General features: G+C 53.6%; 21 protein-coding genes. 15 read left to right on the top strand and 6 right to left on the bottom strand.

The features are described from left to right. Positions 1 to 18: 18 nt before the first annotated feature. The 3 genes from iscX to sseB all read left to right on the top strand — a co-directional run bounded on the left by iscX (position 19) and on the right by sseB (position 2,587). Entirely contained in the window at positions 19 to 219 is a 201-nt protein-coding gene (gene iscX, locus NXT09_RS12025; protein ID WP_010280073.1) for a Fe-S cluster assembly protein IscX, read from the top strand. Between the two features lie 213 nt (positions 220 to 432). Then, positions 433 to 1,740: an aminopeptidase PepB gene (pepB, locus tag NXT09_RS12020; RefSeq protein WP_268579814.1), complete on the top strand. Its 1,308-nt coding sequence runs from the start codon at positions 433 to 435 to the stop codon at positions 1,738 to 1,740. 52 nt (positions 1,741 to 1,792) lie between these two features. Then, positions 1,793 to 2,587: an enhanced serine sensitivity protein SseB gene (sseB, locus tag NXT09_RS12015; protein ID WP_039557765.1), complete on the top strand. Its 795-nt coding sequence runs from the start codon at positions 1,793 to 1,795 to the stop codon at positions 2,585 to 2,587. Positions 2,588 to 2,621: 34 nt separating this feature from the next. On the opposite strand, the gene NXT09_RS12010 is transcribed toward sseB, so the two are convergent. From NXT09_RS12010 to NXT09_RS11995, 4 genes are all read right to left on the bottom strand, one after another. Beyond that, positions 2,622 to 3,410 (bottom strand): MurR/RpiR family transcriptional regulator, encoded by a 789-nt coding sequence (locus tag NXT09_RS12010; protein WP_040032393.1) that lies wholly within the window; start codon positions 3,408 to 3,410, stop codon positions 2,622 to 2,624. Between the two features lie 40 nt (positions 3,411 to 3,450). Beyond that, positions 3,451 to 4,320, bottom strand: a complete 870-nt coding sequence (sseA, locus tag NXT09_RS12005; RefSeq protein ID WP_268579813.1) for a 3-mercaptopyruvate sulfurtransferase — start codon at positions 4,318 to 4,320, stop codon at positions 3,451 to 3,453. A gap of 103 nt (positions 4,321 to 4,423) precedes the next feature. Continuing rightward, on the bottom strand, positions 4,424 to 5,785 hold the full coding sequence (locus NXT09_RS12000; protein ID WP_268579812.1) for a 6-phospho-alpha-glucosidase: 1,362 nt from the start codon (positions 5,783 to 5,785) through the stop codon (positions 4,424 to 4,426). A 13-nt stretch (positions 5,786 to 5,798) separates the two neighbouring features. Then, positions 5,799 to 7,379, bottom strand: a complete 1,581-nt coding sequence (locus tag NXT09_RS11995; RefSeq protein WP_268579811.1) for a PTS transporter subunit EIIC — start codon at positions 7,377 to 7,379, stop codon at positions 5,799 to 5,801. 359 nt (positions 7,380 to 7,738) lie between these two features. Between NXT09_RS11995 and ndk the strand changes: the two genes are divergently transcribed. The 12 genes from ndk to NXT09_RS11935 all read left to right on the top strand — a co-directional run bounded on the left by ndk (position 7,739) and on the right by NXT09_RS11935 (position 19,520). Then, positions 7,739 to 8,167: a nucleoside-diphosphate kinase gene (ndk, locus tag NXT09_RS11990; RefSeq protein ID WP_205550173.1), complete on the top strand. Its 429-nt coding sequence runs from the start codon at positions 7,739 to 7,741 to the stop codon at positions 8,165 to 8,167. Positions 8,168 to 8,447: 280 nt separating this feature from the next. After that, complete coding sequence (gene rlmN, locus NXT09_RS11985) at positions 8,448 to 9,665, top strand: dual-specificity RNA methyltransferase RlmN (RefSeq protein ID WP_268579838.1); 1,218 nt, start codon at positions 8,448 to 8,450, stop codon at positions 9,663 to 9,665. A 230-nt stretch (positions 9,666 to 9,895) separates the two neighbouring features. Beyond that, on the top strand, positions 9,896 to 10,651 hold the full coding sequence (pilW, locus tag NXT09_RS11980; RefSeq protein ID WP_268579810.1) for a type IV pilus biogenesis/stability protein PilW: 756 nt from the start codon (positions 9,896 to 9,898) through the stop codon (positions 10,649 to 10,651). Further along, positions 10,641 to 11,639, top strand: coding sequence for a cytoskeleton protein RodZ (gene rodZ, locus NXT09_RS11975; RefSeq protein ID WP_268579809.1), 999 nt, complete (start codon positions 10,641 to 10,643; stop codon positions 11,637 to 11,639). The genes pilW and rodZ overlap by 11 nt, the downstream gene beginning before the upstream one ends. Positions 11,640 to 11,679: 40 nt before the next feature. Next, positions 11,680 to 12,801: a flavodoxin-dependent (E)-4-hydroxy-3-methylbut-2-enyl-diphosphate synthase gene (gene ispG / locus NXT09_RS11970; protein WP_010280052.1), complete on the top strand. Its 1,122-nt coding sequence runs from the start codon at positions 11,680 to 11,682 to the stop codon at positions 12,799 to 12,801. 137 nt (positions 12,802 to 12,938) lie between these two features. Then, positions 12,939 to 14,213, top strand: coding sequence for a histidine--tRNA ligase (gene hisS, locus NXT09_RS11965; RefSeq protein WP_268579808.1), 1,275 nt, complete (start codon positions 12,939 to 12,941; stop codon positions 14,211 to 14,213). A 13-nt stretch (positions 14,214 to 14,226) separates the two neighbouring features. After that, on the top strand, positions 14,227 to 14,847 hold the full coding sequence (locus tag NXT09_RS11960) for a YfgM family protein (protein ID WP_010280046.1): 621 nt from the start codon (positions 14,227 to 14,229) through the stop codon (positions 14,845 to 14,847). Between the two features lie 10 nt (positions 14,848 to 14,857). After that, complete coding sequence (gene bamB, locus NXT09_RS11955) at positions 14,858 to 16,039, top strand: outer membrane protein assembly factor BamB (RefSeq protein WP_010280044.1); 1,182 nt, start codon at positions 14,858 to 14,860, stop codon at positions 16,037 to 16,039. Positions 16,040 to 16,181: 142 nt separating this feature from the next. Then, positions 16,182 to 17,669, top strand: a complete 1,488-nt coding sequence (der, locus tag NXT09_RS11950) for a ribosome biogenesis GTPase Der (RefSeq protein ID WP_014916204.1) — start codon at positions 16,182 to 16,184, stop codon at positions 17,667 to 17,669. 109 nt (positions 17,670 to 17,778) lie between these two features. Next, on the top strand, positions 17,779 to 18,738 hold the full coding sequence (locus tag NXT09_RS11945; RefSeq protein ID WP_268579807.1) for an AEC family transporter: 960 nt from the start codon (positions 17,779 to 17,781) through the stop codon (positions 18,736 to 18,738). 111 nt (positions 18,739 to 18,849) lie between these two features. Continuing rightward, complete coding sequence (locus NXT09_RS11940) at positions 18,850 to 19,293, top strand: cupin domain-containing protein (RefSeq protein WP_268579806.1); 444 nt, start codon at positions 18,850 to 18,852, stop codon at positions 19,291 to 19,293. 2 nt (positions 19,294 to 19,295) lie between these two features. Next, on the top strand, positions 19,296 to 19,520 hold the full coding sequence (locus NXT09_RS11935) for a zinc ribbon domain-containing protein (RefSeq protein WP_268579805.1): 225 nt from the start codon (positions 19,296 to 19,298) through the stop codon (positions 19,518 to 19,520). Positions 19,521 to 19,543: 23 nt separating this feature from the next. On the opposite strand, the gene NXT09_RS11930 is transcribed toward NXT09_RS11935, so the two are convergent. Together NXT09_RS11930 and NXT09_RS11925 are read right to left on the bottom strand one after the other, a co-directional pair. Then, entirely contained in the window at positions 19,544 to 19,888 is a 345-nt protein-coding gene (locus NXT09_RS11930; protein WP_268579804.1) for a protealysin inhibitor emfourin, read from the bottom strand. Continuing rightward, on the bottom strand, positions 19,885 to 20,928 hold the full coding sequence (locus NXT09_RS11925) for a M4 family metallopeptidase (RefSeq protein ID WP_205550156.1): 1,044 nt from the start codon (positions 20,926 to 20,928) through the stop codon (positions 19,885 to 19,887). Before NXT09_RS11925 ends, NXT09_RS11930 begins: the two co-directional genes overlap by 4 nt. Between the last annotated feature and the right edge of the window lie 39 nt (positions 20,929 to 20,967).

Raw genomic sequence — 20,967 nt, 5'->3', positions numbered from 1 at the left:
GCATAGGGAGCAACCGTTATGGGATTAAAATGGACAGACAGCCGGGCTATCGGCGAAGCGCTTTACGATCAGTTTCCCGATCTCGATCCGAAAACCGTACGTTTCACGGATATGCACCAGTGGATCTGCGAGCTGGATGAATTTGACGATCGGCCGGACGCTTCCAACGAAAAAATTCTGGAAGCGATCCTGCTGGTCTGGTTAGATGAAGCAGAGTAGAAACATGGCGGGGCTGCCTTTGGTGGCCCGTTTTATTTCGTGCCAAAATTCGTAACATTTGCATGTCATGATGCACCGTTTATTTATCTGCAAACCGAGTATTTATAAGCGAGAGCGTTTATAAACACGTATTGATAAGCAGAACGTCTGCAACTATGAACATCACCTGCAAACATGAAAAGTGGCAGGAATACCTATTATCGGAGAAGCACTATGACGAACAATACCATGCTGATTTCACTCTCCACTCAACCTGCTGACGCGCGCTGGGGAGAAAAAGCGACGCTGAGTGTGAATGAGCAGGGTTTCACCATTCATGTAGGGGCGTCCCTGAATGGCAAAGCGGCACTGGCCGTGATCCAACGTGCCGCCCGCAAAATCGATGGGCAGGGGATTAAACACGTTCAGTTAGCTGGTGAAGGCTGGGATCTGGCAAACAGCTGGGCATTCTGGCAAGGATATCGTGGGCCGAAAGGGCAAAGAACGGTTGAATGGGCGGAACTGAACGACGCTGACAAGAAAGAGCTGAACGATCGCCTGAAGATTGTGGACTGGGTGCGTGACACCATCAACCTGCCTGCTGAAGATCTGGGGCCAGAGCAACTGGCGACCCGTGCAATCGATCTGCTGTGTGACGTCGCCTGTGACGCCGTCAGCTACCGCATCACCAAAGGTGAAGATCTGCGTGAACAGAATTATGCCGGTCTGCACACGGTGGGTCGCGGTTCTGAACGTCAGCCGGTGTTGCTGGCGCTGGACTATAACCCGACGGGTAATGTGGACGCGCCAGTGTTCGCCTGTCTGGTAGGTAAAGGTATTACGTTTGATACCGGCGGCTACAGCCTGAAACCTAGCAGTTCCATGGATTCCATGAAATCGGACATGGGCGGTGCGGCCACTCTGACTGGCGCGCTCGCGCTGGCAGCGGCACGCGGTTTGCAACAGCGCGTGAAGCTGTATCTGTGCTGTGCGGACAACATGGTGAGCGGCAATGCATTCCGACTGGGCGACATCATTCGCTACCGCAACGGTAAAACGGTTGAGGTAATGAATACCGATGCGGAAGGGCGTCTGGTGCTGGCGGATGGCCTGATCGATGCTTCCGAGCAAAATCCACAGTGGATTATCGACTGTGCAACGCTGACGGGCGCGGCGAAAACAGCGCTGGGCAACGACTATCATGCGCTGTTCAGCTTTGATGACGAGCTGGTGGCGATATTGCAGGAAAGTGCGAAAGAAGAAAACGAGCCGTTCTGGCGTCTGCCGCTGGAAGAGTTCCACCGCAGCCATCTGCCGTCCAGCTTTGCGGATCTGAACAACATTGCCAGTGGTGCACACACCGCTGGTGCCAGCACGGCGGCGGCTTTCCTGTCGCACTTTGTGAAAAATTATCAGCAGGGCTGGCTGCACATTGACTGTTCCGCGACGTACCGTAAAGGCGCGGTAGAACAGTGGGCGACGGGCGCAACGGGACTCGGCGTGCGCACGCTGGCGAATCTCCTGCTGAGCAACGCCAAGTAGTCGGTTCAGGCCTTAAAGCGTCGGTTTTTAACGTAATCATGTTGAGGAAAGTATGGAGTTTTCGCCACGTAATAAACTGGAAGAAGTGCTGATTCTGGCTGCAACGGAGCCAGCGCATCGTCCTGAGTTTTTCAGTGAACTGATGGAAGCCACGGTGTTTGTGCTGGGCAGTACCGATGACGGGGATGAATCCGGTGAGGTGGTATTGCATGCGGGCAGTAATGTGAACATTCAGCACTGGGAAAAAGACGATGGTTCATCCGCCATTCCTTTCTTCTCTTCTCTGGAAGCATTGCAGAGCGTGATTGAGGAAGAAGCCGCTTTTCTGGCTCTGCCGACGCGTTCGCTGTTTGAAATGACGCAGGGTGTCACGCTGTTCCTCAACCCTAAGCTGCCGTATGGCAAAGAGTTTTTGCCACAGGAAATTGAACATATTCTGTCTGGTGAAGGTAACGGCTTTGTTCAGCAGCGCGTCGTTGAAGAAGAGATGCAGGTCGTACTGAGCCAGCCAGCCGAGATGCCAGCACAGATGATCGACTCCCTGACGCAGCTGTTTACCAAACATCGCCATGTAAAACGGGCGTTTTTGGCACAGATTCAGGAACCGGGCGAAGAGCAGCCGCACCTGCTGATTGGGATTGATGCCGATCAGGATGAAGAAATCATCATCCGTGAAGCGGGCAGCGTTGCCAGCGACACTTTACCGGACGAGCGTCCTGTCGATCTGTGTCTGGTGAAGGAAGGCGAATCGGGCATTAGCCATTATATGATTAAGCACACTACGCCGTTCTACGAGCGCAAGTGGGGGAGTTTCCTTAGAGAGTTTAAGGGAAGCGGTAACGCCTGATACCGGGTATAAGTTTGATGAAGGCGACAGCGGATTACGATTTTTCCGCTGTTGCCTGCAATAGCAGTAGATCAATCAGCATCACCAGATTCGATTCAAATGAGCTAATCTCACCGGCTTCCGCCGCATAGTGAACTGCATCATCGTAGAGCCGGAAGTGCAAATCGGCTAACTCGCCTAATGAATTCAACGACGCTCGAGTAAACGCGATCACCTTCATGCCAATGTTTTTGGCGATACGCGCCTTATCTAACACCTGTTCGGTTTCCCCACTGCGGGAAATCGCGATAAACACCTGATACTTCGGCGCGTTATTGAGAAAAATGCCTCGGCTGTCTCCTAACCCGGAAGAGAAGGCATCTTTCCCCAGCACCTGTAGTTTCTTCGCCAAATATTCAGCAAACAGATGGGAGAACCCCGCGCCGTACAGGAAAAAGTGGCTTTCCTGCCGCAGGATAGCGCTGAAAGCGGCTCTATCCTGATGGCTAATGTAGGCAAACGTGCGCTGATAATTGTCGACAAAATGCTGGAAAGCATCGGGAAGCGAAGCGTCATTGGGCGTAACGACAGGCGAGGGAGCCAGACGCGGATGATCCGTGAGCAGCGTTTTGCAGTGATAAATGAATTCACTGTAGCCGCTAAAGCCGATTTTCTGGCACAGCCGCATGATGGTTGCGGTGGAGACATAGGTCTTCTGCGCCAGCTCCCGCACTGTGATTTTGCCTATCAGCGATGAATGGTCGGCGATAAAAGCCAGCACGCGATATTCCGCGCGCGTCAGCACCTGACCGTGCTGCATTAAGGACGCCAGCCGATTATCCACCTGCTACCCCTGATTGACGGTAATGAAAAACCGAGCGGAACTAATCACGCTCAATTGGGACATCATCGCGGCTACCCCAATCGCTCCACGATCCGTCGTACAGCGTTACATTCGGGACATTTAACTGCGTCAGCGCCAGCACCACGACAGAAGCCGTTACGCCGGAGCCGCAGCTGGCGACGATGGGGCGAGTAAAATCTACCCCATGTTTATGCAGAATGGTTGCCAGCTCCGCATTAGGCTTCAGCGCACCGTTACTCACCAAATCGGTCCACGGTACGTTGAGGCTACCGGGAATGCGGCCGCGATGCAGACCGGGACGCGGTTCGTCGACCTCGGCGTTAAAACGGGGAGCGGGGCGGGCATCGACAATCTGTTCTGATTTATCCCGGCTGATGGAAAGCACGTCATCGCGTGAGCGAATGGCGTTTTCGTCCAGCGTAGCGTGGAATGTGGTTGGCTTCGGCGTCACATCGCCCTGTTCCAGCGGTAGATTCTGCGCTGTCCAGCCCGCCAGGCCGCCGCTCAGGATCGAAAGTGATGTCGCGCCGAAGGTGTGCAGCATCCACCACGCCCGCGGCGCGGAGAAGAGATTGCCTTCATCGTAAATCACCAGATGCTGCTGGTTATCGATCCCCAACTCGCCCATCGCACGCGCGAAGTCTTCGCGGGTTGGCATCATATGCGGCAGATCGGTACTGTGATCGGACAGGGCTTCAATATCAAAAAAAACCGCGCCAGGCAGATGACCGGCGCGGTATTCGGCATGAATATCACGGGTGCTGTTGCCCGGCGGTAGCATCCGGGCGTCGATGAGCGTGATGCTGCTGTCGTTCAGGTGGCTGGCAAGCCAGTCTGCGGAGACAAACCGCTCATGAGAAACGGGCAAATCAGAAGACGATGCTGACATAGATCCTCCACGTTGGGGCCGACGAATTCGACCCCGAATCTATCATTGATGTGCAATGATAGATTCATTGTCAGCGATTTTCCCTCATCCGACAAGTAGCGGATTATTGGGCAATACCGTCTCTATATGCTTGTTTTAATTGCGGCCAGTAATCCTGATTGGCTTCAATCATCTCGTCCAGAATGGCTTTGGCGTGCTGCATTGTCGGCACGGTTCTGTTCAGGGTAAATGCTTGCAAGGCCTTCTCATAGCTGCCTTCCAGCGTGGCTTCCACCAGCAGTTGCTCAGACGCCAACTGCTGTTCCAGCAAGGCACGATGGAACTGTGGAACATTCCCCATCCGCACCGGCTCTGGACCTTGCGCAGTAATATAAGCAGGCACTTCCACCATCGCGTCGTAAGGCAGATTGGCGATGGCACCTTTATTCTCGACGATGACCAGATGGCGCTGGCGCAGATCGAACGCCAGCGAGCAGGCGACATCAACGATGAATGAACCGTGCACGCCAACGTGGAACGCATCGGACAGAATCCCGGTTTCCTTGTAGCTGGCGGCGGCCGCAAACAGCTTCTTCTCACGCCCGTCCATCACTTCATTGGCGCGCGTGTAGTCAGGATCCTGATGCTCCACGATCTGATTCGGCATCAGGTAGTACTGCAAATACGGATTCGGCACGAACTCCGGGAAATGATCCATGACTGGTTTGATGTTGCGCCAGGTTTTCACCCACGACGGATCGGCGTGCTGCGGATCGGTATCGGCAGCATCGGCGGTCAACAGGCCGTAGCGGGCGATATGCTCGCGCAGCTCTGGCATACGATCGACGCCATCGACCAGCACGCGGGTAAACCAGCCGAAGTGATTCAGCCCGAAATAGTCCACCGTGATGTCGTGACGATCGACGCCCAGCACGGCTGCAATGTTACGCATCGCGGCAACCGGCATGTCGCAGATATTCAGCACGCGGGCGTTAGGACGCAGGCGGCGCACGCCTTCGGCAACAATTGCGGCGGGGTTGGAGTAATTGACGATCCACGCTTCTTTATGCGCATAGCGCTCAACCAGATCGATCAACTCAGCCATCGGCAGAATGGTACGCAGGCCGTAGGCCAGCCCGCCGGGACCACAGGTTTCCTGCCCGACGACGCCGTGACGTAGTGGGATTTTCTCGTCCTGTTCGCGCATTTTGTACTGGCCAACGCGCATCTGGGCAAAGACAAAGTGAGCGCCGCTAAACGCGGTCTCCGCATCGGTTGTGACGGTAAAAATGATGCTGTCACTGTGGTCGCGAATGACCTTTTCCACCACCGGCGCGATGATGTCCTGCCGCGGGCCGTCGATGTCATACAAACGAATCTCCGCCAGCGGGAAATCCGCGAGACGTACCATCAGACTCTTTACGATGCCTGGGGTATAGGTGCTGCCGCCGCCGGCAATGGTCAGAATGAATGGGGGTTTCGTCATGGTCAGTCTCCTGTTAAAGCGCGTTTTCAACTGCTTCGCGTATCGTTTTGACGTGAAGTCCGTAAACAACCTGTACGTTGTTACCCTGTCGGATAACGGCTTTCGCACCGGTGTTCTTAAGCTCTTGTTCGTCTACCAAAGCGGGGTCGATGAGCGTGACCCGCAGGCGGGTATAGCAGTTATCCACCACCTCGATATTGGGTTTGCCACCCAGCCCGGCGATGATGGTGGCACCCACAAGTTGGGCATCGCCTTTCACCGCGTCCTGCGTTTTTGCTGGATTCTCGGTCTTGGACTGATATTCGGTTTTGGAATACAGCCGGGTCTCTTCCTCATCGGATTCACGCCCTGGAGTTGGCATGTCGAAGTACAGAATCAGGAAACGGAAGACGAAGAAGTAAATCACCGACATGGTCAGCCCGACCGCGATGTACATCGGCCAGTTGGATTTCTCGGTGCCCAGCGGCAGGTTATAAAGCAGGAAATCGATGACGCCGTTGGCACCAATCGCATGCACGCCCATGATGGAGAACAGCATCATCCCGATGCCAGTCAGTACGGCGTGGACGGCAAACAGCATCGGGGCGACGAACAGGAAGGAAAATTCCAGCGGCTCGGTAACGCCCAGTAAGAAAGAGGTAAACGCGGCTGGAATCAGAATGGCTTTGGCGGCCAGCCGTTTTTCTGGCTTCGCTGTCACGTACATCGCCAGCGCAGCGGCTGTCAGACCAAACATTTTACTGATACCGCGTGCATCCCAGACTGCGGTGGAACTCAGCTGCTTGACGTCCTGACAGGCCATTTCAGCAAAATAGATGTTACGTGCGCCCTGATACAGCTTGCCGCACACTTCTGCGGTGCCGCCCAGTTCGGTGTACAGGAACGGGGTATAGACCAGATGATGCAGCCCGGTGGGGATCAGTACGCGTTCCAGAAAGCCATATATCGCGATGCCAACAGGGCCCGCACCTTTGATAGCGAAGGCCAGCCAGGTGATGCCGTGCTGAGCAAACGGCCACAGGGCGCTCATCGCAAAGCCCAGCGCAATCGCCAGCGGAATAACCAGAATGGCGACAAAGCAGTGGCCGGAATAGATCGCCATCACGCCGTTAAACTGTTTACTGGAATAGCGGTTATACAGATAGCCTGCGAATCCGCCGATCAGGATACCGGCAAAAACGCCCATTTCCAGCACCTGAACGCCCAGCACCATGCCTTGCCCGGCGGGGCGCATTTCTGCGGCTGGTACGAGTTTGCCCTGTAATTGCAGCGTGATGTTCATGGCATTAATGAAGATGATAAACATCACCAGACCAATTAGCGCAGCGTAGCCTTTATCGCGTTTCGCCAGCCCGATCGGGATCCCGACGGCGAACACCAGCGCCAAATTAGCCAGAATCGCCACGGCAGATTTGGAAACCAGTTGACCAAAATCCTGAATCAAGGGGTGATTAAGTAAAGGGACGTAGCCCGCTAAATTGCCGTTACCGAACACATTCCCAAATGCGATGAATAACCCGACAATCGGGAGTATCAGCACCGGCCCATACAGGGACTTGCCGAAATTTTGCAATGCATTGACCGCTCTTTTCATTATCAGCCCTCTTACTGGCCATTATGGTAGGTACAGCAGCAAAGTTAGCAGTGAATGACAAAGGGATTCCAGTTATCTTATTGTTTTAAAAACAAATAACCTATAACGTTACAAGTAACCTTCAGAACTGTGATCGCCGATGATTTGTTACATTCAGCACTGGGGCGGTGGGAAACAAAAACGCACGATGCGCAATCGTTAATGAAGAGAAAATGAGAGGTAATATTTTTTTAATAAAATGTTATTTCCTTGGTAGGCAACAAAGGTCTCTGCACCTATAATTTGCGCCACTTTCACTAGCCGGGTATACAATTCTTATAATCCGGCTGTAATCTGACAGTTTAGTTAATGAGGTCAATATGACGATAGAACGTACCTTCTCCATCGTAAAACCTAACGCGGTTGCTAAAAATGCCATCGGTGCGATTTACGCACGCTTTGAAAGCGCGGGTTTTACCATTGTTGCGGCTAAAATGCTGCGTCTGAGCCGTGAGCAAGCGGAAGGGTTTTACGCTGAGCATAAAGGCAAGCCGTTCTTTGATGGCCTGGTTGAATTCATGATGTCTGGCCCGATCATGGTGCAGGTGCTGGAAAGTGAAAACGCCGTCCAACGTAACCGTGACATCATGGGTGCCACTAACCCAGCAAACGCATTGGCGGGAACGCTGCGTGCGGATTACGCGGACAGCTTCACGGCGAACGCGGTACACGGTTCTGACTCTGTCGAATCCGCTCAGCGTGAAATCGCTTATTTCTTCAGCGATGATGAGATCTGCGCGCGCGCGTAATCTTGCGCGTGATAAACAGGTTAGCGCGTGTGATGTTGCTTCTTTTTCGTTGCGTGAGTGTGCAGTGTCGAAGTAATGACACAGAAAAAAAGCGGTGATGGTAGCTTACCTGTTTTAAACTTTGTACAATGCTGCGCCCCGGATGAGCCTGCACTTATCCGGGGCGTTTCTTTGGTCATAACCATCGAATTCAACCTTCTTTTTAGCGCCATAACGTGTAATAACGAGGCCAGGATTGACAATGTCTAAGCAAATCGCGTCTGAAACCGTCGTGTCTGAAATGACGGCATCTCACACTACCGCATCTACAACTACCGTATCCGAGCAAACCGTGTCCGAATTATCTCCGGCGTCTGTTGATGCCTCTCAATCCGTCAAAGCCAGTGCGGAAAAAATCAATCTGTTGGATCTTAACCGCCAGCAAATGCGTGACCTCTTCATGTCGATGGGAGAGAAACCGTTCCGCGCCGATCAGGTCATGAAGTGGATTTATCACTACTGCTGTGATGACTTCAACCAGATGACGGATATTAACAAAGTCTTCCGCAGCAAATTGCAGGAGATCGCTGAAATTCGCGCCCCTGAAGTGGTGGACGAACAGCGCTCTTCCGACGGCACGATTAAGTGGGCGATTCTGGTGGGCGGTCAGCGTGTAGAAACCGTTTATATTCCAGAAGAAGATCGCGCCACGCTGTGTGTGTCGTCTCAGGTAGGCTGTGCGCTGGAGTGCAAATTCTGTTCAACGGCGCAGCAGGGCTTTAACCGTAACCTGCGCGTATCGGAAATCATCGGTCAGGTGTGGCGTGCGGCGAAGATTATCGGTGCCTTTAAAGTTACCGGCCAGCGTCCAATTACCAACGTCGTGATGATGGGCATGGGCGAACCGTTGCTGAACCTGACTAACGTCGTGCCGGCGATGGAAATCATGCTGGATGATTTCGGCTTTGGTTTATCCAAGCGCCGTGTGACGCTGTCCACGTCAGGCGTGGTGCCTGCGTTGGATAAACTGGGCGATATGATCGATGTTGCGCTGGCGATTTCTCTGCATGCGCCGACCGACGACATCCGCAACGAAATCATGCCGATCAACAAAAAGTACAACATCGAGACATTCCTGAGCGCAGTGCGCCGCTATCTGGAGAAATCCAATGCGAATCAGGGACGTGTTACCGTTGAGTATGTGATGCTGGATCATATCAATGACGGCACCGAGCACGCGCATCAACTGGCTGAATGCCTGAAAGATACGCCATGCAAGATCAACCTGATTCCGTGGAACCCGTTCCCGGGCGCGCCGTATGGCCGCAGCTCAAACAGCCGTGTTGACCGTTTCTCCAAGGTACTGATGGAGTATGGCTTCACGACGATCGTACGTAAAACCCGTGGGGATGATATTGATGCTGCTTGCGGTCAGCTGGCGGGTGAAGTCGTAGACAGAACCAAACGTACGCTGAAGAAGAAAATGGCCGGTGAACCTATCGCGGTGAAAGCGGTCTGATAACAAATGGGCGCGGGTTAACGTGAAGCGCTAACCCGACGCCGTCCGCTGAAGTAATTTGCAGGGCAAAAGTGAGCAAATTGCGAGGCGCGCCGCGTTGTTGTCAGGTCTGACTGCCACTCTGTTCATATTCAGGTAACCTCGCTGGTCAGGATGTCTGGCAAAGACGACAAGGCGAGGGAGCAGGGATGGCAAAGCCACTATCACAGAGACTTTCTTTATGGCACGGAATGTCTTTATCACAGGGAACGCGTTGGCTGAGTGGCCTGTTCGCGGTGCTGTTGCTGGTGGGGTGTGGTAAATCATCTCAGGAGACGACAAATCCAGCGGTCGCCCAAACCCGCTTGCAGCTAGGGTTGACCTATCTGGCGCACAATAATTTGGATTCGGCTCGGCAGAATCTTGAGAAGGCGGTTGCGATTGCTCCGCAGGATTATCGAACACAATTGGGGATGGCGCTTTACGAGCAGCGGATAGGTGAAAATCGTCTGGCTGAACAGCGTTATCAACAGGTGTTGAACATGGCGCCGGAAAATGGCAGCGTCATGAATAATTACGGTGCGTTTCTGTGTAGTTTAGGGCAGTATGTAGCGGCTCAGCGACAGTTTAGTGCGGCTGCACAACTTCCTGATTACAGTCAGGTTGCTGATGCGTTGGAAAATGCGGGATACTGCTTTTTCAATGCCGGACAGGCTGAAGACGCGCGCAAGTTATTACGTCGGGCGCTGAAGTATGACCCGACGAAAGGCAGTGCCTTGCTGGCGGAAGCAAACAAACAGTTTGCTGCCGGAAAAAATGAGCAAGCGCGGCTGCTGCTTGATGTTTATCAGCATATTCTTCCGGCCAGTGCCGAAAGCTTATGGTTACAGATTCGTTTCGCCGCGTTAGCGGGCCATGATGGCGATAAAGAACGTTATGGCAACGTGCTGGCGCGAAGTTTTCCACAATCTAAACAGTACCAGCATTTCTTAGCTAATGAATACTGAAGCCACCCAAGATACAACAGAAGCAAAACTACCTGGCGAACGTCTGCGTGAAGCGCGTGAACGCCTTGGGCTCACTCAGCAAACTATTGCTGAGCGTTTGTGCCTTAAAATCACCACCGTTCGCGATATTGAAGACGGTACGACGCCTGCCGATTTAGCGCCGACTTTTCTGCGCGGCTATATCCGTTCTTATGCCAAGCTGGTTCATTTACCCGAAGATGAACTGCTTCCCTCCGTGGATAAACAGGCCATACCTAAAACGATCTCTGTTTCGCCGATGCAGAGTTTTTCGCTGAAAAAAAGCCGCAAAAAGCGTGATGGCTGGTTGATGACAATCACCTGGCTGGTCGTGCTGGTTGTTCTGGGGCTAACGGGCGCATGGTGGTGGCAAAACCATCAGGCTCAGCAGGCGGAAATCAACAGCATGGTCGATCACGCCAGTTCGATGCAGGCACAAACGGAAGGGCAGTCCGTTCCGCTAATGGACAACAGTGCACCGCAGGAAACGGCAACGCCGGATTCTGCTACGGCACCGGCTTCTACACCAGTCGACCTGTCTGCCACTGGATCGGAGACACCGTCAACGCCTTCTTCTGCTTCTACACCGTCTGCTGCACCGTCCAGCCAATCTCCTTCACATGGGAACGCCGCACAGCCACAGGCTGCGGGTAATGTTCTGTTGGGGGCTGGAGCTGTAGCTCCCGCTGCGGGTACGGTAGCGGAAACCAATCCAGCTCCTGCTGCTCATGCATTAGTGATGACGTTCACGGCCGATTGCTGGCTGGAAGTCACCGATGCCAGCGGTAAAAAACTGTTCAGCGGTATGCAGCGCAATGGTGGCACACTGAATCTGGATGGTCAGTCACCCTATAAACTGAAAATTGGTGCACCTGCTGCGGTACAGATTCAATTTCAAGGCAAGCCGGTTGATTTAAGCCGCTTTGTGCGCAGCAATCAGGTTGCACGCCTGACGCTGACCGCAGAATAACGTGTTGTTCAGGTAAGACTGCAATGTTGGAGATGAAGTAATGCATAACGCTGCACCCATAACCCGTCGAAAATCAACACGAATTTACGTCGGCAAGGTGCCTGTTGGTGATGGTGCGCCGATTGCGGTGCAATCCATGACCAACACCCGAACCACCGACGTTGAAGCAACCGTCAACCAAATCAGAGCGCTGGAACGTGTTGGCGTCGATATCGTCCGCGTTTCCGTGCCAACCATGGACGCGGCGGAAGCTTTTAAGCTGATTAAACAGCAGGTGAATGTCCCGCTCGTCGCCGACATCCACTTTGACTACCGTATCGCGCTGAAAGTGGCGGAGTATGGCGTCGACTGTCTGCGCATCAACCCCGGCAATATTGGCAACGAAGAGCGTATTCGCTCGGTTGTCGACTGCGCGCGTTACAACAATATCCCGATCCGCATTGGCGTTAACGGCGGTTCGCTGGAAAAAGATTTGCAGGAAAAATACGGTGAGCCAACGCCGGAAGCGCTGCTGGAATCAGCGATGCGCCATGTCGATATTCTCGACCGCCTGAACTTCGATCAGTTTAAAGTCAGCGTTAAAGCCTCGGATGTTTTTCTGGCCGTGCAATCCTATCGCCTGCTGGCAGCGCGTATCGATCAGCCGCTGCACCTTGGTATCACCGAAGCGGGTGGTGCGCGTAGCGGCGCGGTGAAATCGGCTATCGGCCTCGGTCTGCTGCTGTCTGAAGGCATTGGCGACACGCTGCGTATCTCGCTGGCGGCCGATCCGGTTGAAGAAGTGAAAGTCGGCTTCGATATCCTGAAGTCACTGCGCATTCGTTCACGCGGAATCAACTTTATTGCTTGCCCGACTTGCTCTCGTCAGGAATTTGACGTGATCGGTACGGTGAACGCGCTGGAACAACGACTGGAAGACCTCATCACGCCGATGGATGTCTCGATTATCGGTTGCGTGGTAAATGGTCCCGGCGAAGCGCTGGTATCCACCATTGGCGTCACGGGTGGACACAACAAGAGCGGCTTCTATGAAGACGGCGTGCGGCAGAGAGAGCGCTTCGATAACGAACAGATGATCGATCAGTTAGAAGCCAAGATCCGCGCGAAAGCCTCCATGATGGACGAAAATCAGCGCATTACCGTCAATCTGGTAGATAAGTAACTTTGACGGCGTGACGGTCTGCCGTCACCCGCCTAATTCACGATTCCTGAACCCGATGGGGAGGCCCCGCATTGAAGATGCGACGACAATCCCTCTATAATCGGGTTTATTTTTTGAAAAACGCATAGAGAACTGACGTGGCAAAAAATATTCAAGCCATCCGTGGCATGAACGATTACCTGCCAGCCGAAACGGCATTGTGGCAGCGTATTGAAAACAGCCTGAAACAGGTACTCAGCGGCTACGGCTATAATGAAATTCGTTTGCCGATTGTCGAGCAAACGCCGCTGTTTAAGCGCGCTATCGGTGAAGTGACCGATGTCGTCGAAAAAGAGATGTATACCTTTGACGATCGCAATGGCGATAGCCTGACGCTGCGCCCGGAAGGGACGGCAGGCTGCGTCCGCGCCGGTATTGAGCACGGTATTCTCTATAATCAGGAACAGCGGCTGTGGTATGTCGGCCCGATGTTCCGCTACGAGCGTCCGCAGAAAGGGCGCTATCGCCAGTTCCATCAGTTGGGCTGTGAAGTGTTTGGTCTGCAAGGGCCGGATATTGATGCCGAACTGATTCTGATGACGGCCCGCTGGTGGCGTGTGCTGGGCATCGCCGACCACGTGAAGCTGGAACTGAACTCGATTGGTTCGTTAGACGCGCGCGCCCGCTATCGCGAAGCGCTGGTGGCGTTCCTCGAACAGCATAAAGATCAGCTGGATGAAGACTGCCTGCGTCGGATGTACACCAACCCGCTGCGTGTTCTGGATACGAAGAATCCGCAGATTCAGGAACTGCTGAACGGCGCACCAGTGCTGACGGACTACCTGGATGACGAATCACGTGCACACTTTGAGGCACTGGGTGAACTTTTAACGCAGTCCGGCATCCCATATACCGTTAATCCGCGTCTGGTTCGTGGTTTGGATTACTATAACCGCACCGTATTTGAGTGGGTGACGACCAGTCTGGGCGCGCAGGGCACGGTCTGTGCCGGTGGGCGTTATGATGGTATGGTGGAACAGCTGGGCGGGCACGCGACGCCAGCGGTTGGTTTTGCTATGGGTCTGGAGCGTCTGGTGCTGCTGGTGCAGTCTGTGAACCCGGATTTCAAAGTACAGTCAGGCGTAGATGTTTATCTGATTTCTTCCGGTGCGGGAACGCAGGTTGCGGCAATGCAACTGGCGGAGAAATTACGTGACGCGCTGCCGCAGTTGAAACTGATGACCAACTACGGCGGTGGCAACTTTAAGAAGCAATTTGCTCGCGCTGATAAATGGGGCGCACGCGTCGCATTGGTATTAGGCGAAAATGAAGTGGCGGCCGGTCAGGTTGTGGTTAAAAACCTGAGCAATGGCGAGCAGGATACATTGGCACAGGCCGACGTCGCATCGCGGCTGGCAACGTTACTGGATTGAGGAGAGAGACACCGTGGAAGTCTATACCACAGAGAATGAACAGGTTGATGCACTACGTCGTTTCCTCGCGGAGAACGGAAAGGCGTTAGTTGTCGGTGTTGTGCTGGGTGTTGGCGCACTGGTTGGCTGGCGTTTTTGGCAAAGCCACCAAAATGACAGCGTAATGGCGGCATCTTCATCTTATCAGCAGGTGACGGAGCAATTGGCCGAAGGTAAAGCCGACGCGATTACGGCAACCGAGAAATTCACGGCTGAGAATAAAAATACCTATGGCGCGCTGGCTTCTCTGGAACTGGCTCGTCATTACGTTGATCAGAAAGATTTTGCTAAAGCAGCGCAGCAGCTGGTACAGGCGCAGTCGCAGACTAAAGATGCCGACCTGCTGGCCGTGGTGAATCTGCGTCTGGCGCGGGTTCAGCTACAGGAAAACAAAGCGGATGACGCGCTGAAAACGTTGGATGCCATCAAGCTGGAAGGCTGGGCATCACAGGCTGCGGAAGTGCGTGGTGATATTCTGGTGAGCAAAGGCGATAATCAGGCTGCGCGTGATGCTTACAACAAAGGGTTGTCTTCCAATCCATCGCAGGCACAGCAAGCGTTACTGCGGATGAAACTGAATAACCTGTCCAGCTAAGAGGAATTCCATGCAATTGCGTAAAACACTTTTGGTAGGACTGGTTTCTGTTGCCCTGCTGAGCGGATGTTCGCTGTTTAACAGCGAAGAAGATGTTGTCACTATGTCTCCACTGCCGCAGGTGGAAAACCAGTTCACGCCAACCAAGGTGTGGAACAGCTCGGTTGGGAGTGGTATTGGTGAGTTTTATTCCAATCTTCACCCCGCATGGCAGGATAATCGCGTTTTTGCGGCCGATCGTCGTGGCACCGTGAAAGCGATGGATCTGAGTGATGGCAAAGAGATTTGGCGCGCAGATCTGTCAGAGAAGACCAATTTCTTCTCCCGCAATAATCCAGCGCTGCTGTCCGGTGGCGTAACGGTTTCTGGTAACCATGTCTATGTCGGCAGCGAAAGGGCACAGGTCTATGCGCTGAATGCGGAAGATGGTACGCCAGTATGGCAGACCAAAGTGGCTGGCGAAGCGCTGTCTCGCCCTGTCGTCAGCGACGGCGTGGTGCTGATTCACACCAGCAACGGTATGCTGCAAGCATTGAATGAAGCCGATGGCGCAATCAAGTGGAGCGTCAACCTGGATATGCCGACGCTGTCTCTGCGCGGTGAATCTGCACCGACAACCGCATTTGGTGCGGCGATTGTGGGTGGTGATAACGGTCGTGTGAACGCCGTGATGATCAATCAGGGTCAGCTCATTTGGCAGCAGCGTATTTCACAACCGAGTGGCGCAACCGAAATCGATCGTCTGAACGATGTCGACACCACGCCAGTAGTTGCGGGCGAAGTGGTTTATGCGCTGGGTTATAATGGCAACATGACCGCGCTGGATCTGCGTTCTGGTCAGGTTCTGTGGAAGCGTGAACTGGGTTCAGTGCATGATTTCATCATTGACGGCGACCGCATCTATCTGGTCGATCAGGACGATCGCGTTGTTGCATTGAATACCAACGGCGGTGTGAGCCTGTGGCGTCAAAGCGATCTGCTGCACCGTAACTTAACGGCTCCGGCGCTGTATAATGGTTATCTGGTTGTCGGTGATACCGAAGGGTATCTGCACTGGCTGAATACGGCAGATGGTCGCTTCGTGGCGCAGCAAAAAGTGGATAGCTCGGGCTTCCTGAGCAAGCCTGTGGTTGCCAGCGATAAGCTGCTGATTCAGGCGAAAAACGGTGATGTCTACGCGTTCACTCGCTAAGTAACCCGTATCAATTTGGAGCACAGCGTTTTAGGTGTGCTCGTATAACGGCTCCTGACATTATCAGGGGCCGTTTCGTCTTTTTATCGTCAGCGAGTATTTCGCTGTAACGTATTGAAATATAAGTAATGAGGTTGTAACAATGATACCTGTCGTCGCGCTGGTCGGGCGCCCGAATGTGGGGAAATCCACGCTATTTAACCGCTTAACGCGCACTCGTGATGCATTAGTGGCGGATTTCCCTGGGCTGACTCGTGACCGCAAGTATGGTCGTGCAGAAGTGGAAGGGCATGAATTTATTATCGTCGATACCGGTGGTATCGATGGCACCGAAGACGGCGTGGAAACGCGCATGGCGGGCCAATCGCTGGTCGCGATTGAAGAAGCGGATATCGTGCTGTTCATGGTGGATGCACGCGCGGGGTTGATGCCTGCGGATGAAGGCATTGCCAAGCATTTGCGCAGCCGCGAAAAGACAACCGTGCTGGTCGCTAACAAAACCGATGGCCTTGACCCAGATATGGTCACGGCGGATTTCTACTCGCTCGGAATGGGCGAAGTGTACGCGATCGCGGCGTCTCATGGCCGTGGCGTAACGTCGCTGCTGGAAACGGTTCTGCTGCCGTTTGTGCAGGATGAAATAGAAGAGCCGGTCGAGCTAACCGAAGAAGAAGAGAACGCGGCTTACTGGGCAGCGTTAGAAGCGGAAGAGCAGGCCAGCGAAGAAGAAGCAGAAGACGATTTCAATCCTGAAGATTTGCCGATCAAACTGGCGATTGTCGGGCGTCCGAACGTGGGTAAATCCACGCTGACGAACCGTATTCTGGGTGAAGAGCGTGTGGTGGTGTTCGACATGCCCGGCACGACGCGTGACAGTATCTACATCCCTATGGTGCGCGACGAACGTGAATACGTTCTGATTGATACCGCCGGGGTGCGTAAGCGCGGCAAAGTAACGGAAACGGTAGAAAAATTCTCTGTCATCAAGACATTGCAGGCGATTGAAGATGCCAACGTAGTCCTGCTGGTTATTGATGCGCGCGAAGGCATTTCCGATCAAGATCTCTCGCTGTTGGGCTTTATCCTCAATAGTGGGCGCTCACTGGTGATCGTGGTGAACAAGTGGGATGGCCTGTCGCAGGAAGTACGTGAGCAGGTGAAAGAGACGCTGGATCTGCGCCTCGGCTTTATCGATTTTGCCCGCATCCACTTCATTTCTGCGCTACACGGTAGCGGCGTGGGTAACCTGTTTGAGTCGGTCACCGAAGCCTATTCTTGCGCCACTCGTCGCGTTAGTACGGCCATGTTGACCCGCATCATGCAAATGGCATCGGACGATCACCAGCCACCGCTGGTACGCGGTCGCCGCGTGAAGCTGAAATATGCGCACGCCGGTGGTTATAACCCGCCGATTGTGGTGATCCACGGGAATCAGGTGAAAGACCTGCCAGACTCCTACAAGCGTTACCTGATGAACTACTATCGTCGTTCGCTGGAAGTGATGGGCACGCCGATTCGTATTCAGTTTAAAGAAGGGGAAAACCCCTTTGCCGACAAGCGCAACACGCTGACGCCAAACCAGCTGCGCAAGCGTAAGCGTTTGATGTCGCATCTTAAAAAAAGTAAGTGATTTATTTTCGGGGCGAATAGCGATATTCGCCCCGTTTTGTTAGAGATGAAACAAGCAGTCGCTAATAAAACGACCATTCTAATAAAACCAATAATCATCAAGGAAAGTCATGTCCTGGGAAACCTGGAGTTTTGCGTTTAACGTCACAATGCCCAATTTGTTGATGTTGTTTATGGGCGTTGCGTTGCGCAAAATCGGCCTGCTAAATGATGCCTTTTGCGATGCAGCGATGCGTTTGGTATTCAATCTCTCTTTGCCTTGCCTGCTGTTTTTCAGTGTGGCAAGCAATCATCAGTCGTTTTCGGATCAGTGGCCGCTGGTACTGTATGGCACGCTAGGTACGCTGGCGACATTCCTGCTGCTGGAAATTGCTGCTGTCCGCCTCATTAAAGAACCCACTGAGCGTGGCATCTTCGTGCAGGGCGGCTTCCGTTCTAACACGGGCATTATGGGGCTCGCGTTTGCCGTGAGCGCATATGGTGAAGAGGGCGTAGCGGTGGGGTCGCTATATCTGGTTGTCACGGTGATCATGTTCAACGCGCTGTCGGTGATTACCCTCACGCGCAGTTTACAGCGTAAGTCACCGGATCAACGCATCAGCATTCTCATGTTACTACGAGGCATCGCCACCAACCCGCTGATTATCGGTTTACTCTGCGGTGCCGCGTATGCGCAGAGCCATTTGCCGATGCCTGGCGTGATTAAACAAACGGGCAGCTTTATTTCCTCAATGGCGCTGCCGCTGGCGTTACTCTGCGCCGGAGCCAGTCTGGAGTGGCGCAGCATGTTTCGGTCATCTAACGTCGCCATGCTTGCTTCCGTGGCGAAGCTGTTGGTCGTTCCGGGGCTGTTGACGTTCGGGGGATGGCTGGTCGGTTTCCGCGGCGTTGAACTCGGTATTATCTTCCTGTTTTCCTCAACGCCGACGGCATCGGGTAGCTACGTGATGACGCGAGCGATGGGCGGAAACGCTACGCTGGCTGCCAATATTATCGGGCTGACGACGGCGGGAGCCTTCTTTGTGATTGCGCTGGGGCTCTACTTTTTACGTTCACTGGGCGTGATTTAGCGCTGTTGGCTTCTGTTGCAGTAAGTGACAGAGTCTTACGTCTGCCTTTTGGCTGACAGAACAGGAATTTGATAGCGTACTCTTGGACAGTCTTTTTCCTGAGGCGCAGTGATGAAAACAACGCATTCTGAGCGGGACGTATGTTGCCAGCGAATTGCCCCGCAGACCCAGTATCAGGGCAAACAAGGCTTGGTTTATTCGGTTGGGATTTCACGCGAGACGGTGGGGTCGCAACATCTTCATATGCAGTTAGCGTGGATTCCACCGCGTTCGCAAGGAAAGGCGCACAAGCACGAACATCACGAAACGGCGATTTACGCGCTAAGCGGTGTTTCCTGTGTGTATTACGGGGAGCAGCTTGAAAACATGATTGAATTACCAGAAGGTAATTTCCTCTATATCCCTGAGAACGTCCCGCATTTGCCCTATAATCCCAGTGACGACGTTGCCGTGCTGGTCATTTCCCGCACCGATGCCAATGAGCAGGAGAGTGTGGTTATGCTGCCGGAATTGGACAGAAATGTGCCGCCTGAACGTGGTGAAACGAGAGGATAAATATGGAAGCAAATTGCCCGAGCTGTGGTCATCTTCTGGCCTGGAAAAGCGGTGTGCGGTTTCAGTGTACTGCCTGCCAGCAAGATTATCTGCGTGAGGCTGCGTGCCCTGAATGTAAGCACTCGCTTCAGGAACTGAAAGCCTGCGGTGCGGTGGATTACTTCTGTCAGCAGCACGGGATGATTTCTAAACGGCAAGTTGTGTTCAGCTACGCGCCTGCCGATTAAATTCATTATTACTTAATCAATGGTTACTCCTGTACGCCGTTGCGCCACAGCTCGGTCAGCTCCGGTGGCGCTCGGTCTTCGGGGATCAGCAGAATGATATCGGTATATTGATTCTGCTGCGGTTGGCAGTAGCTGATGTGGATGCGGTAATAGAACTGGTCGCCGTGTCCTGGGCCATCGGGTTCGCCGGGTTCGCGAGCCTGAGGAGCGGCATTACGGATCGCGTTACAAATCCGTTCCCGTTCGGATGGTGGTACGCTGGCGAGCGCGAAACGTCGCGTCCCCGCCAGCTTGGGGATAAAGGCGAACCCCCCTTCACGCGCTAGCTCAATGATGGCATCGTCATTGAGCTCCGGCAGCGTTTTCATAAGAACTCCTGCCGTACCTCCACCCCTACCGTTTCCCACGACTGCATGACGATGTCGGCAACGGTGTGGTTAAAACGTTGAGCGGCATGTTGAATGGTGTGGCGCGCGAAAATTTCGAAATCCGCATTTTGCGGCAGCGTTTTATCACACAGCGTGTCGTACCAGATGCGACCCGCTTTTTCCCATGAATGGCCGCCCAGTGCGATGGCTGTGAGATAGAATGCCCGGTTGGGAATGCCTGAATTCAAGTGTACGCCGCCGTTGTCTTCACGCGTGTTCACATACTCGTTCATGTGAGAGGGCTGGGGGTCGATACCGAGCAGCTCATCATCATACGCCGTGCCCGGATGAGACATTGACCGCAGCCCCATGCCGTGAATACCATCGGCCAGAAGCTTGTCACCGATAAGCCAATCGGCCTGCTCAGCGGTTTGCCCCAAATGATACTGCTTGACCATGGAACCAAAAACATCGGACAGCGATTCATTGAGCGCACCGGACTGGCGGAAATAGATCAGTCCCGCTTCATTTTCGGTGATGCCGTGCGTGAGTTCATGTGCGACCACATCAAGCGCAATTGTGAAGCGATTAAAGATTTTGCCGTCGCCGTCTCCGAACACCATCTGCTGCCCGCTCCAGAAAGCATTCTGGTAATCCTGACCATAATGTACTGTGCCAGCCAGCGGCAGCCCCTCGGCGTCCAGCGAGTTACGTTGGAAAACCTTCCAGAAGAAATCGTAAGTGACGCCTAGATAGTTATAGGCCTCATCGACGGCGATATCACCGTTGCTGGGTTGGCCTTCCGCACGCACCAGCTTGCCGGGCAACTGTTGTTGCTGTTCGGCATCGTGAATACTGCGATTTGCCTGCCCAGCGGGTAATTTCTCATGGGGTTCCGGGCGCGGATTGTGGCTAACCATCAATGACTGAACGTGCATCAGCGTTTGTTGCGCACAGTGGCGCTGCTCGTCTGTGCCGTTTGCGATAATGCGATGCAAAATGTAAGGGGGGATCACGCTACAAATCGGTCTGGACTTCATACCTCATCTCCTTGAAAACGCTCATCAGGGGTAACACAG

The organism is Pectobacterium jejuense (assembly GCF_026800125.1).
Lineage (GTDB): Bacteria > Pseudomonadota > Gammaproteobacteria > Enterobacterales > Enterobacteriaceae > Pectobacterium > Pectobacterium jejuense.
This window is presented reverse-complemented; position numbering and strand designations above follow the sequence as displayed.

Bases quoted from the DNA above. Each gene is read 5' to 3' on its own strand.
- pepB (WP_268579814.1), top strand. From the start codon at position 433: ATGACGAACAATACCATGCTGATTTCACTCTCCACTCAACCTGCTGAC.
- NXT09_RS11935 (WP_268579805.1), top strand. From the start codon at position 19,296: ATGGAAGCAAATTGCCCGAGCTGTGGTCATCTTCTGGCCTGGAAAAGC.
- bamB (WP_010280044.1), top strand. From the start codon at position 14,858: ATGCAATTGCGTAAAACACTTTTGGTAGGACTGGTTTCTGTTGCCCTG.
- rodZ (WP_268579809.1), top strand. From the start codon at position 10,641: ATGAATACTGAAGCCACCCAAGATACAACAGAAGCAAAACTACCTGGC.
- der (WP_014916204.1), top strand. From the start codon at position 16,182: ATGATACCTGTCGTCGCGCTGGTCGGGCGCCCGAATGTGGGGAAATCC.
- sseB (WP_039557765.1), top strand. From the start codon at position 1,793: ATGGAGTTTTCGCCACGTAATAAACTGGAAGAAGTGCTGATTCTGGCT.
- iscX (WP_010280073.1), top strand. From the start codon at position 19: ATGGGATTAAAATGGACAGACAGCCGGGCTATCGGCGAAGCGCTTTAC.
- ndk (WP_205550173.1), top strand. From the start codon at position 7,739: ATGACGATAGAACGTACCTTCTCCATCGTAAAACCTAACGCGGTTGCT.
- sseA (WP_268579813.1), bottom strand. From the start codon at position 4,320: ATGTCAGCATCGTCTTCTGATTTGCCCGTTTCTCATGAGCGGTTTGTC.
- NXT09_RS12000 (WP_268579812.1), bottom strand. From the start codon at position 5,785: ATGACGAAACCCCCATTCATTCTGACCATTGCCGGCGGCGGCAGCACC.
- ispG (WP_010280052.1), top strand. From the start codon at position 11,680: ATGCATAACGCTGCACCCATAACCCGTCGAAAATCAACACGAATTTAC.
- NXT09_RS11940 (WP_268579806.1), top strand. From the start codon at position 18,850: ATGAAAACAACGCATTCTGAGCGGGACGTATGTTGCCAGCGAATTGCC.
- pilW (WP_268579810.1), top strand. From the start codon at position 9,896: ATGTCTTTATCACAGGGAACGCGTTGGCTGAGTGGCCTGTTCGCGGTG.
- NXT09_RS11925 (WP_205550156.1), bottom strand. From the start codon at position 20,928: ATGAAGTCCAGACCGATTTGTAGCGTGATCCCCCCTTACATTTTGCAT.
- rlmN (WP_268579838.1), top strand. From the start codon at position 8,448: ATGACGGCATCTCACACTACCGCATCTACAACTACCGTATCCGAGCAA.
- NXT09_RS11945 (WP_268579807.1), top strand. From the start codon at position 17,779: ATGTCCTGGGAAACCTGGAGTTTTGCGTTTAACGTCACAATGCCCAAT.
- NXT09_RS11930 (WP_268579804.1), bottom strand. From the start codon at position 19,888: ATGAAAACGCTGCCGGAGCTCAATGACGATGCCATCATTGAGCTAGCG.
- NXT09_RS11995 (WP_268579811.1), bottom strand. From the start codon at position 7,379: ATGAAAAGAGCGGTCAATGCATTGCAAAATTTCGGCAAGTCCCTGTAT.